The sequence below is a fragment of the Methylotenera sp. genome (genome assembly GCF_029945535.1).
Lineage (GTDB): Bacteria > Pseudomonadota > Gammaproteobacteria > Burkholderiales > Methylophilaceae > Methylotenera.
This window is the reverse complement of sequence record NZ_JAQSCU010000013.1, coordinates 373,354-385,865: the sequence shown is the minus strand read 5'-3', so window position 1 is coordinate 385,865 and position 12,512 is coordinate 373,354. Positions and strand designations below refer to the sequence as shown.

Annotated in this window: 12 protein-coding genes; 4 read left to right on the top strand and 8 right to left on the bottom strand. The window is 42.5% G+C overall.

The genetic code is table 11. From position 1 onward, the window contains the following. Nucleotides 1-6: 6 nt before the first annotated feature. The 4 genes from PSU72_RS09565 to PSU72_RS09550 form a co-directional block, all read right to left on the bottom strand. On the bottom strand, nt 7-1,767 hold the full coding sequence (locus tag PSU72_RS09565) for a methyl-accepting chemotaxis protein (protein WP_300432152.1): 1,761 nt from the start codon (nt 1,765-1,767) through the stop codon (nt 7-9). Nucleotides 1,768-1,842: 75 nt separating this feature from the next. Further along, nucleotides 1,843-2,376 carry a chemotaxis protein CheW gene (locus PSU72_RS09560; RefSeq protein ID WP_300432151.1) on the bottom strand — a complete coding sequence of 178 codons (534 nt, stop codon included), beginning with the start codon at nt 2,374-2,376 and terminating at the stop codon, nt 1,843-1,845. 32 nt (nt 2,377-2,408) lie between these two features. Then, nucleotides 2,409-2,774 carry a response regulator gene (locus PSU72_RS09555; RefSeq protein WP_300432149.1) on the bottom strand — a complete coding sequence of 122 codons (366 nt, stop codon included), beginning with the start codon at nt 2,772-2,774 and terminating at the stop codon, nt 2,409-2,411. Between the two features lie 2 nt (nt 2,775-2,776). After that, nucleotides 2,777-3,157: a response regulator gene (locus PSU72_RS09550; protein WP_300432516.1), complete on the bottom strand. Its 381-nt coding sequence runs from the start codon at nt 3,155-3,157 to the stop codon at nt 2,777-2,779. A gap of 395 nt (nt 3,158-3,552) precedes the next feature. Between PSU72_RS09550 and PSU72_RS09545 the strand changes: the two genes are divergently transcribed. Next, nucleotides 3,553-4,704 carry an FIST N-terminal domain-containing protein gene (locus tag PSU72_RS09545; protein ID WP_300432147.1) on the top strand — a complete coding sequence of 384 codons (1,152 nt, stop codon included), beginning with the start codon at nt 3,553-3,555 and terminating at the stop codon, nt 4,702-4,704. A gap of 150 nt (nt 4,705-4,854) precedes the next feature. Next, nucleotides 4,855-5,358 carry a thiol peroxidase gene (gene tpx / locus PSU72_RS09540; protein ID WP_300432146.1) on the top strand — a complete coding sequence of 168 codons (504 nt, stop codon included), beginning with the start codon at nt 4,855-4,857 and terminating at the stop codon, nt 5,356-5,358. Between the two features lie 90 nt (nt 5,359-5,448). Here the strand turns inward: tpx and PSU72_RS09535 are convergent, their stop codons facing one another. From PSU72_RS09535 to PSU72_RS09520, 4 genes are all read right to left on the bottom strand, one after another. Beyond that, the gene (locus tag PSU72_RS09535) at nt 5,449-5,802 is read right to left on the bottom strand and encodes a nucleotide pyrophosphohydrolase (protein ID WP_300432145.1); all 354 of its coding nucleotides are present in this window, start codon (nt 5,800-5,802) and stop codon (nt 5,449-5,451) included. Between the two features lie 38 nt (nt 5,803-5,840). Further along, the gene (locus PSU72_RS09530) at nt 5,841-6,986 is read right to left on the bottom strand and encodes a class I SAM-dependent RNA methyltransferase (protein WP_300432144.1); all 1,146 of its coding nucleotides are present in this window, start codon (nt 6,984-6,986) and stop codon (nt 5,841-5,843) included. 84 nt (nt 6,987-7,070) lie between these two features. After that, entirely contained in the window at nt 7,071-7,889 is an 819-nt protein-coding gene (locus PSU72_RS09525) for a polyamine aminopropyltransferase (RefSeq protein ID WP_300432142.1), read from the bottom strand. Beyond that, nucleotides 7,889-9,892, bottom strand: coding sequence for an RNB domain-containing ribonuclease (locus tag PSU72_RS09520; RefSeq protein ID WP_300432141.1), 2,004 nt, complete (start codon nt 9,890-9,892; stop codon nt 7,889-7,891). Before PSU72_RS09520 ends, PSU72_RS09525 begins: the two co-directional genes overlap by 1 nt. Nucleotides 9,893-9,999: 107 nt before the next feature. On the opposite strand from PSU72_RS09520, the gene PSU72_RS09515 reads away from it, so the two are divergent. Continuing rightward, a complete protein-coding gene (locus tag PSU72_RS09515; protein WP_300432140.1) occupies nt 10,000-11,031 on the top strand; it encodes a GTP-binding protein in 1,032 nt (343 codons plus the stop codon). A 21-nt stretch (nt 11,032-11,052) separates the two neighbouring features. After that, nucleotides 11,053-12,471: a PLP-dependent aminotransferase family protein gene (locus PSU72_RS09510; RefSeq protein ID WP_300432139.1), complete on the top strand. Its 1,419-nt coding sequence runs from the start codon at nt 11,053-11,055 to the stop codon at nt 12,469-12,471. The last annotated feature ends 41 nt before the right edge of the window (nt 12,472-12,512 follow it).

The window sequence follows — 12,512 nt, the reverse complement described above, 5'->3', positions numbered from 1 at the left end:
TAACGCTTAAAGTTTAAAACCAGCTACAGAAGAGCGTAACTCTTCAGCAAGTGAGGTTAATTGACCCACAGAGTCTGCAGTCAATTGCGTACCTTCTGTCGTTTGTGTCGTAATCTCTTGAATCAGTTGCATGTTGTTCGCAACCGTTGTTGCTGATTCAGTTTGCGCATTCGTTGCAGCAGAAATTGACTGAATTAATCGCGCCAAGTTATTGGTAACCGTTTCAATTTCCGTCAGTGCCTGACCCGCAGCATCGGCAACTCGCGCACCCTCAACCACACCCTCGGTACTCTTCTCCATCGCAACAACCGCACCATGCGTATCTGTTTGAATAGTTTTCACAATTGCACTAATTTGCTTAGTCGCTTCAGATGAACGTTCCGCCAAGCGCTGAACCTCTTCTGCAACCACCGTAAAGCCTCGCCCTGCTTCACCGGCAGACGCCGCTTGAATCGCCGCGTTCAACGCTAGAATGTTGGTTTGTTCAGTAATGTCAGAAATCAATTCCACGATTTCACTAATCTCTTGTGAGCTTTCACCCAAGCGTTTAATACGTTTTGAAGTTTCCTGAATTTGTGTACGAATTTCGTTCATTCCAGAAATTGTATTCTGTACCGCTTGTGAACCTTGCGAAGCCGCTTCTAATGAGCGCTGCGCCACCTGTGAAGCCTGTGCCGCGTTGCTGGAAACTTGTAGAATAGAACGCGTCATATCAGTAACCGCATCAGTTGTTTGCATAATTTGGTCTGATTGCGTTTCTGCAGCACTCAATAATTGTGATGATGTGCCTTGCGCGACTGAGGTCGCAGAAGTCACCTGCTCCGTTGCACGGTTAATCTCCGTAACCAAATCTCGCAAGCTATCAATCGTGTAGTTAATAGAGTCGGCAATCGCACCAGTAATACTATCTCGCACTTGCGCTTTAACGGTTAAGTCACCATCCGCCAAGTCACCCATTTCATCAAGCAGCTGCAGAACGGCCGCTTGGTTATCCTGACCTTCTTTAGCTAGCTGCTCAGTCAAACCAGATGATTGTTCTACTTGTTTTTTACCGAAAAAGTACATCAAAAGTACGATAACCAAACCGATCAACAACAGTAAAAACAACACTAATTTAATAAAGCTACTTTGTGATTCAACTAAGGCCTTGTTTTCACTTTGCACTTCAGTAGTAAACGTATTACCAGTTTGCTGCGCCACCTCAAAAGCCGCTGTTAAGTCTGATAATGGCGCAGATGCCGCCACCGTTCCTAATGGTAGAGATGGAATAAAGCGGGTATGCGCTACTTGGAAGAAGTTTTCACCTGCTTTAATTGTTGCTGTTAGGGAACCCTGCAGCTTTTCATTTTGAATATTTTTTTGCCAGTAGGCAGCACGCTCTTTAAATAAAGTTTCAAATTTCGCAGCATTAGCAATCGCCTTGTCACGCTTCTCATTATTAAAATTCGTTGAAGCTACGTAAGCTTGGTTGTAGAACGCAAACGCATCCACAGGGTAAAGTGGCGGAGGTAGCGCGTCTGCCGCCAAATCTTGGTACTGTTTCAGGTTGTTGTAAACTGGACCATTCACGCGAACCTGATTAACCACCCAAAAGCTCAAAGCAGCAAACAATATAAAAGCGACAATTTGAAGATACAACTGCCTAAAACTACCACTCATACCAGTAGCACTAGATGTGCTCGAGCCAGCGCTTTTATTTTTTAGGTTATTAAAGAAACCACCTATTTGTAAAGGCAGGTTTTTTACTACCGCAAGATTTAATGCCATTTTGAACCCCAGTTCACAGAATTATTCTGCTTTATAAAAATAATCATCATGCTTTAAATATTTACTCACTAACCGCTAACTTATTGTTGGTTGAATAAATGCTTTATCCTGAACCAGTGCTTCGACATTTAGCTCAAACCATTCATTTTTATCAACGTCTTCATATGAATTTTCACTCAAGAACATTTCTTTATTTTTGTTGTTTTTGCTGACTGGCTTGCGTTTCATCGCTTCCACACTTCGCAATCCCACCAAACTATCGATCACGACTGCCACCTGTGTGGTCACTTCTGAGTTGATCAGTACAATACGGTTATTGATGGATTTTGGGGTTGGGGGCAAACCCATAAATTGCGCCAAATCTGTAATGTTGTATAAATTACCACGCACGTTAGCTACCCCTAAAAACCATGGTAGTGTTAGTGGAACATGTTGCATTGGCGGTACTGGTAGAACTTCGCTGACTTCATGTAGATTTATAAGTATTCTTTTAGAACCTACAGCAACGCCTAAACGAGAGGTCGAAACAGCACCACCTTTTGCAGTTGCTTCTTTAAGTCGCAAGAGAATTGCTTCTTGAAACTCTCGTAAATTGGAGGTTTTAGCCATAATGATGTGTCAACTTAACAATAAAACTGCTTTTATTCTAAAGTTTTAATTAAAGATAACAAATCAGCACTCACCACAGGCTTAGTTACACAAGCTTTGGCGCCCATCTTTAAAGCCCAAGCTAAATCTGTCGCCTGTGACTTACCTGTACAAAGAATCACTGGAATATGTGCAGTAGCCGCATCTTTAGTCAATGTTCGCGTTACCTGAAAACCTGTTAAGCCCGGCATCACGACATCACATAAAATCAAATCTGGGTGTTTTGCAGCTACTTTAGTTAAACACTCTTCACCACTTTCCGCACCAATCACGGTGTAACCTGCCGTCTCTAATAACTCTGTTAAGAAAAATCTATCAGTTGCTGAATCATCAACTACTAAAATTGTTTGAATTGCCATATTTATTCTGCCTCTTTTGGGTTAGCTTTACTAATTGCAGCGTAAGTTTGCACTGCATCTAACAATGTTTCTTGTGTGAAAGGTTTGGTTAAGTATTGATCAGAACCTACCATACGACCGCGCGCACGATCGAACAATCCATCTTTACTTGAAAGCATGATGACAGGTGTACTTTTGTAGCGAGCGTTTCTTTTAATGAGCGAGCAGGTTTGATAGCCATCGAGCCTAGGCATCATGATGTCTACAAAAATAATATCTGGATGTTCGTTTGAGATTTTGGCTAATGCATCAAATCCATCTTCCGCCAAAATGACTGAGCAACCTGAATTTTTAAGGAATATTTCAGCGCTACGACGTATCGTATTACTGTCATCAATGACCATGACTTTGATTGCAGACAGCTGCTCTAAAGTCAGCTTTTGCTGCAACTCCTTACCTTGCTCTTCTTGACTTGGCTTTTTTTGGCTCACCAGCAAGCTCCCTTATTTGTGCGCAGTACTAAAGTTGACTATGTTCAATTGCGCTGATTATTTCTCATTGTATCTACAGAATCATCTAATAAGCAATAGGTTTAACAAACATATGCAATATATTAACTTATATAGGTATTATCAAGTTTTCGTAAAAACAGATATATATAATAAAATTATTACAATTACCCATATGGGTAGCATATAATAATTTGTTAACAATTGTTACAAATTATAACAACTATATTAAAAGTACCATAACAGGTACTTAAAGCTTGATGTTTAAGGCTAAAACTTAAGGGATGAGCATGATAGTAAAACAAGAATCTTTGACAGCTAAAATGACATTAAAAGATCTGCCTGCAGCCTCACCGCTGCCCATGGCAAACTTAGTATTAGTGTTTGGTTCAGTAAAGCGCTTTGGCGACTCGAAGTTGGAGAGCATACTAAAAACACGCTATCCTGCAGCGCAAATTATCGGCTGTTCAACTTCAGGCGAGATTTCAGCTGATGGTGTTTTTGATGACAGCTTGCAAATTACCGCTGTGTTGTGGGAGAAAACGATACAGCGCGTGACTCACACCAAGATGACTAGCATGCAAAACTCTTATGAAACAGCGGTCGAGCTAGCGCGCCAATTGAAATCTGACGATTTAAAAGCGGTATTGGTTTACTCTGATGGATTGAACGTTAATGGCTCTGAACTTTTAGAAGGTTTTAAAAGTGTGCTGGGTGATATTCCTCTTATGGGCGGCATGGCTGGTGATGGTTTTAATTTCAGCCAAACCGTGCAAATCTTTAACGAGACCATTTCAAATGGTTTAGTCATTGCCGTTGGCTTGTATGGCAAAAATTTAGTGGCTGCCGCAGGCGTAGGTCGAGGCTGGAAGCCATATGGTCCACCACGCAAAGTGACTCGATCAGAAAAGAACGTGGTTTTAGAGCTTGATGGCAAACCTGCCCTTCCAATCTACAATATGTACATAGGCGCGCAAACTGCAAAAGGCTTACCAGGAAGCGGATTAAAATTTCCATTTGCCATTATTGAAGAAGGCAAACGTGACATTGAGAAAATCCGCACACTGTTAGCGATTGATAGCGCTAAAAATAGCCTTACTTTTGCGGGTAACGTAGACGAAGGTGAAACCGTGCGTTTCTGCCAAGCAACCCATGACAGGTTAGTTGAAGGTGCTGGTGATGCGGCACACCTAGTTACCAACCAAACCAGCACAAATCAAACAGGTTTAGCAATCTGCGTGAGCTGCGTTGGCCGTAAAGGTGTGATGGCAGAATTAGTGGTTGACGAAGTTAAACTAGTCAAACAAATTCTAGGCTCTCAAACTGCGATCACGGGCTTCTACTCTTATGGTGAGTTTGCACCGCGTCCAGATACTAGTGATAGCGTATTGCATAACCAAACGATGACAATTGGTTATTTAAGTGAAGATCTATTTGCTTAACTCATCACTTACCAACACCAAAAGACCTTATTAAAACAAGGGATTATGCATGTGATAATTATCAAACGCTCAGTGCAAACTGGGCGTTTTTGTTTTATGATAGCGGGTCTAGCATTACTATTCAAAACCCATAAAAAGAGGAAAATCATCATGACAAATACAGTCACTTTAAAAGGCGGCCCCGTTGCAATCGGCGGTAACTTTCCACAAAAAGGCCAAACAGCCCCAGATTTTCAGCTTGCTGATGCGAAACGCAATTTAGTTGGACTTGATGCATTCACTGGTAAACGTAAAGTACTCAACATATTCCCAAGTGTTGATACACCGACTTGTGCAACATCAGTACGTACTTTCAACCAAAAAGCGAGCAGCATGAATAACACAGTTGTATTGTGCATTTCTGCCGACTTACCATTCGCACAAAGCCGTTTCTGCGGTGCAGAAGGTATTGAAAATGTTGTTAGTCTTTCCACTTTCCGTGACACAGCTAAATTTGCAAAAGATTACGGCGTGCAAATTTTAGATAGTAGCCTAGCAGGCTTAACAACACGTGCTGTTGTAGTATTAGATGAAAACAATAATGTTTTGCATAGTGAATTGGTAGCAGAAATTGCAGATGAGCCTAACTACGATGTTGCATTAGCTAGCTTGTAACGAATATTGATTAAACACTAAAAAGTATTTAATCATCTGCCCTGCTAGCCTTTATTGATAAGGTTTGCAGGGCAGAAACGTTTTAGAATCCTACAAGTATTCCGTATACCTAGCGTTACTGCCACGCGCCTTTTCTACAGGATATTTTTTGGCGTTCAGTTCGATTTTGGCATTCGCTGCTTCTATCAAATCAATTTTCAACACTTCAGCAATACGTAATAAATAAACAAAAGTATCGGCCAGTTCGTGGCTTACTGCCTCACGCTTTTCAGGTGTTAACTGCTGACTTTCCTGTGGCGTATCCCATTGAAATTGCTCAACTAATTCCGCAGCCTCCACTATCATCGCCATCGCTAAGTTTTTTGGTGTATGAAACTGCGCCCAATCACGCTCTTGCACAAAAGAATCAATACGCGCTCTTAAATCGTTTAATGAATCAGCCATGGTATAGATACTCTCTATGACGTTATAACTATGTAAGATTATTTACGGTTGCTGCCAGCTACCATCTTAATTTCAAACAGTCGACACTCTAATGAGCCGTTGAATAATGGCGTACGCTTACTTGGCGTCAAACGCATGAGCTTAGGCATAGTTAAATCATTGGTTAAGAAATAAGTATTCCAGCCTGCAAATTTACGCTTTAACACTTCACCCATTTTAGGATAAAGCAGAGCCAAATCATCACCTTCGCCAATACGCACGCCATACGGAGGGTTTGCCACCATCACGCCATTATCAGCTGGTGGAACAACGGCAATCATATCAACATGTGACAATTGAACAGCCTCTAACAAACCGGCATCTTCCAGATTTTGCTTACTAATACGCACTGCGCGCAAATCAATATCTGAGCCATAAATCTTTTGAAAAGTCACTTTCTTCACTTTGCTTAAGGCTTGGTTTTTAATCTTACTCCAAACTTCCGGCACGAAAGTATTCAGTTTTTCAAAACCAAAACTTCTTTTGTAGCCGGGCGCCATGTCTAGCGCAATCATTGCAGCTTCTAGTAAAAATGTACCGCTACCACACATTGGATCTAACAAAGGCTGCCCGACTTGCCAGCCAGATAGTTTTAAAATACCTGCCGCTAAGTTCTCACGCAGAGGCGCTTCAATACTAGCGCCGCGATTACCACGTTGATACAAAGCCGCCCCAGAAGTATCTAAATAGAACTGATATTCATCAGCTGCCAAGTAGGCATGAATACGTACTGCCGGCGTTTTAGTATCAATATAAGGACGGCTACCCACCGCCATTCTAAACTTGTCACACACTGCATCTTTGATTTTTAAGGTGGCAAACTCTAGGCTTTTCAAAGGACATTTCACGCCTGTCACTTTCACCATAAAGTCATTTTTTACATCAAACCATTGCGGCCAATCAAGTTTGTAGGCGCCTTCAAAAAGGTCTTCTTCGTTTAAATATTTACCACGTGCCACTTGCCACAAAATACGTGTAGCAATACGCGAATGCAGGTTTGCCGCATAGCACACCGCCCAGTCGCCATCAAAACTCACGCCACCATCAGTCAGCTTGATGGATTTGGCTTTAACTTCTTGTAACTCATCAGCAAGTAATTGCTCTAAACCACGTGGGCAAGTTGCGAAATAACGATTGGGTATCATAATAAATATTCTTAAATTTAAGTGTTTAAATACTGCTAAGTTAACTAGCCGTTTGTTAGCTGCCTATCGAGACTATGGTAATGCTTAATTGCTACCAGCATCGCCTCTGAGCATCAGCCTTTTTTGGTACACCTGATTATCGTTGCATAGTTTATCGATGAAATCAGAAAACTCTATTTGGTGCTGCGCTTCAAGCGCTTTTGCACGCTCTTGCAGACTGGCTACATTCAAGTTGCTTGGTACTTTGTTAAAGCCAAAAACGACAATATTACCAGGCTTGCCAGTACGCATCATCAGCACTTTTTGCTCAAAACTTTGCTCTATGCGCTGCAAATAAATATCAAAGTTCTTATCGCTGCCCCATAGATTGATTACAAATATCCCGTCACCTTTTAAAGTTGCTGAACATTGATCAAAAAAATCTTGGCTGCAAAAATCTGGTGGAATACCGTTGCTATCAAACGCGTCAATCAGCAATACATCAGTGCTATGAATATGCTCAGCCAAATACTGCAAGCCATCGCCCTCAATCACATCAAAATAGTCATCATTTTCTGGCACAGAAAATTGATTACGTGCCATTTGAATGACTTTAGGATTGATCTCAACAATAGTACTTTTAATACCTTGGCAATGTTTGTGCACATACTTTGCGACAGATCCTCCACCTAAGCCGATGGTAAGCATGTCTTTAACATTATTCCTAAACAGTAAAAAGCACATAATGCCACGTGTATAGGTGAGCTCCAGCGCAAACGGGTCACGTATGCGCATGGCGCTTTGTATGGTGACTGAGCCTAAATGCAATGAGCGCACGCCATCGGCTTCACTCACATAAACCGTTTCGTCTGCAGCACTAGTATTGGTGAAATTGCGCATTAAATGTTTAGCGACACGAAACATTAAGCAGCCTCAACTTCAACCGTATCATCTGGAGTAGCTTCGCTGTTATTTGAATCAGGAGTATTCATATCGAGAGTAGCTGAATCTAAACTATCCAAAGCTTCGATATCTGCATCATCAAAATCCACAGGCGCTGCGGCCTCTTCCAGCACTTTTATAAATTTAGTACGCAAATCCAACATCAACGTATCAACCTCTTGCACTTGCAAGCTTACACGTGTGCCGGGCTTAAGTTCAGGTAAACCATAAACTTTAGTCATGTAAGGCATATGATCTAAACGTACTAAGTTCTCACGCCAAACGGTGGCGTGAATCTCTTGCTTGTTTTCCTCTAAAAAGCCTTCCTGAATCAAATACTGCAAGCACCAATAGCGCTCCATACGCGTTTGGAACTCGCTATATGCCTTGTAAGTTAGCTCAAAATTACGCATATGTGTAGTGAGCGCATCACTGTTTTGCGGATAAACAGGCTGGTTGTTTTGCACGACACTGATAATCTGGCGTTGATTAATTAAATCCACCGCACGGCGCAAAGGCGACGTGCTCCAAGCATATTGCGCTACACCTAAGCCCTGATGCGGCTCGGCCTTGGTGGTCATATACACTCGACCGCCCATTTGCGCACGATACAAACCTGGCACTTCATGCGATGCCAATAAGGCGCCCCACTGATTGTTAGCCTCTATCATTAACTCAGCTACTAACTTGTCCATAGGCGAACCACGATGGCGGCCAACGATGCTGACTTTGTCATCTGTTACATAAAAGTTATAGTCAACTTGGGGTGGTTTTGTTGGGTCGTATTTACCGCGAGATTTTTCTAATGAAACTGCTAAGTCAAATAAATACAGCAACCTAGCCCAATAGGGATGTCCGCTGTCAGCCTCTAATGTGTTTTCATTAAAAAACGGCTCTAATGTATCGTGGCGTAGATTTTCAGCTACTTTAATCAACTCAACTTTGCTATCACGTTGAATAATTTCCAGCGCCTCATTTACATGCAAGTACAAAGATAAAACAGGTTTAACCTGTCCAGCATCTAAACTAAATGGTCGAATTGCCGTTTCTGGCAGCATGGTAATTTTATTGCCGGGCATGTACACGGTAGATAAACGCTGCATCACCTCTTTATCCAGCGCGCCATCAACAGCAATACCTAAAGCGGGCGCGGCGATATGAATACCGATGCGAGTGATACCATCGGTTAATTGTTTAATTGAAAACGCATCGTCAATTTCTGTTGTGGTGCTGTCATCAATACTAAAGGCCTCGGCATCTGCCAATGGCAAATCAAAAGTTATATCGCTAGCAATCTCTGCTATTTGTTCAGGAGTGAAATCTGTACCCTTAGCAAAGTATTCGCGTAAAAAAGCACCCAAGTGATAGTCGTGCACAGATGGAATTGCGCCACAGATATGCATTAACTTGAGATGACTTAAATGCAACGCGCTCGCAGCAGCATCTAATGTTTTGTACTCAAAAGCATTTTTGTCCGGCTCATAAAGCAACATATCGCGCTTCTGCATCAGCTCTTCGGGCATTTTGTGGGATTTTAAATCTTCAACAAAAGCTGCCATCTTTTCGGCTAATAAGCGCTTTTTCTCAAGCCCAGCCAGTGCAGCTTTTAGTATTTCGGCAGGTGCTGCTCTATAGAGCCCTTTACCTTTACGATTGAAATACACTGGCGCACTGTGCAGCTTAATCGCAATCGCCGCAGCCTCAACTGGCGTCGGTTTACGTCCATAATAATCAGCGGAAAACTCTTCAAAACCAAACTCAGTTTCGCCGCAACACTCCCATAAAAAATCTAACTCTAGCGTTTCAGCTTCTGTATTAGCAGCTTCCATAAAGCCAGCTAAAGGCGTTTCAAAACGCATCAATACATTACTGGCTTTCACTTTGGTGCGCTTGCCACTGACGGATTCCACCTGCAAAGCGCCTTGCGTTTCGGTCATGATGGAGGCAATTTTAAAACTGCCGTCTTCTTCAAAAAATACGTTCATAAATGCTTATATGCGTTGTTCTAACTAAATTAGTGACATTTTACCTTGTATTAGAGATTTCGCTTTATGTATTAGCTAATTCGCTTTGTTGCATTTAAAATATGGACATGGATAAACGCATACCCGTCACTCTACTCACTGGCTTTTTAGGCAGTGGCAAAACTACCTTACTGAATAAACTACTGCATCACCCTGATATGCGCGATACCGCGATTATCATCAATGAATTAGGTGACGCAGGGCTAGACCAGATTTTTGCCAACAGTAATCTAGCGCAGAATATTGAAAATGAGCATATTGCCGATAACACTGTACTGCTTAGCTCAGGCTGCCTATGCTGCACACTAAAAAACGAGTTAGCAGATACCATGCGCGACTTGTTTTTTAAGCGCGCTCTGCAAGCTATTCCGCAATTTAATCGGCTGATTATCGAAACCACAGGCATGGCCGATCCAGGTCCGATACTTGCCAACTTAATGAATGAACCTGTAATTGAGTCTGTGTATCGCCTAGATGCAGTCGTCGTGACCATAGACAGTATTTATGGCTTACAGCAAATTGAAGAAAATACCGAAGCCTTAAAGCAAGCCGCCGTGGCAGATGTGTTAGTGCTGACTAAAACAGATTTAGCTAGCGCCGAGCAAATCAACGCGCTTAAAGAAAAACTTATCACTATCAATCCCGGAGCAACACAACATAAAATTGCGCATGGCGAGCTAGACCCAGCTTTTGTAGTGGATGTGGGTTTATTCGACTTAGCGACTAAACATCCTGAACCACAGCGTTGGCTTCGCGCGCCAATTAAACAAGCGCAACCTAAAGGCACATTGCCACAAAAAACTCACAATGATGACATCACCAGTTTCACTGTCATCATGCCCAGCCCACTTAACTGGTCGCAACTCAAACCGCATTTATTATCTTTTTGCCAAAAATACGGTAAAAATTTATTACGCCTGAAAGGTATTATCCATGCGGCTGACCAATCTGCACCGCTAGCTATTCATGCCGTGCATTTCACCCCCTACCCACCCACCTTGCTTGAAGGCTGGACCGAAGACGAACCACTTTCACGAATTGTGATTATTGGTAAGGATTTAGACGAACTGGAAATTAGAAAAGCATTAATGCAGTTTTAAGCCATCGCCTAACCTTCCATAATGAAACTTTACGAACAACTAGCTAACTCTATTGCCCTGTCAATTCAAGAGGGCGTACTTTGTAAAGGCGACAAGCTGCCGTCTGTTAGACAAGCTAGCTCTAGTCGGAATGTTAGTCCGTCAACCGTGTTTCAGGCGTACTACCTCCTGGAAGCAAGAGGTTTAATTAGCGCGCGTGAACGTTCAGGATATTTTGTTACTGGTGGCTCTGGCGGAATTCCGGCATCGCCTGAACCTGTCATGGTTAAACATGAAGAACTAACTCAAGTGGATGTAAGTGAACTAGTATTTGAAGTGCTTGAATCAACTAGAATGAAAAAGGTTGTTCCGCTTGGTTCAGCCTTCCCAAGCCCATTATTATTTCCCTTAAGCAATCTAGCACGAACGATGGCTTCAAGCATACAAGTCATGGATCCTTGGAGTAGCGTAGACAACTTGAGTCCAGGCGACGCTGATCTGAGACGGCAGATTGCCTTGCGCTACATTGTTGATGGTTTGCATGTACCATCTGACGAGATTGTGATTACCAATGGCGCTCTTGAAGCCTTAAATCTTTGCCTGATGGCGGTGACGCGGCCGGGAGATACGGTGCTGATTGAGTCGCCTACTTTTTATGCGGCTTTACAGTCCATCGAGCGCATTGGACTTAAGGCGGTTGAGGTCCCTAGCCATCCAAAAGATGGAGTAGATCTTGATGCAATGGAATGGGCACTAGAGCGCCATAAACCTAAAGCATGCTGGTTAATGACGAATTTCCAGAACCCGTTGGGCAGCTTACTGGGTAATGAGAAAAAGAAAGCACTCGTCGAGTTGTTAACTCAACACCAAGTACCATTGATTGAGGACGATGTATATGGTGAATTGTATTTCGGCGATAAGCGCCCCATGCCTGCAAAAGCATTTGATACTGATGGCTTGGTGATGCATTGCTCCTCATTCTCAAAATGCTTGGCGCCCGGCTATCGCGTAGGTTGGGTCGCACCCGGTCGATACTCTAAAATAATAGAACGGCTAAAACTAACGACGACTTTATCGGCATCAGCACCAGCGCAGCTTGCCTTAGCAAAATATCTGCAGAAAGGCGGCTACGATAAGCATTTGCGTAACCTTCGTCACACTCTTTTAGTGAATCAAATCAAATTTATAGATGCTATTCAAAGATACTTTCCAGAAGGAACGCGCTTAACCAAACCTCAAGGTGGCTACTTTTTATGGGTAAAGTTACCTGATGCTGTAAACGCACTGGATGTTCATCGTGTCGCACTAGCAAACGGCATCAGCATCGCTCCGGGGCCTATATTTTCAGCCCAAAGAGGTTTTACTGATTACATTAGATTAAATTATGGACATATTTGGGATGAAAACATCGAGTCTTCCTTAGAGAAACTTGGTAAAATAGTCTCGGATTTAATGCGATAAAATAATGCCGCGCCAGCCTCTTTTTATATGGTCAAAACATG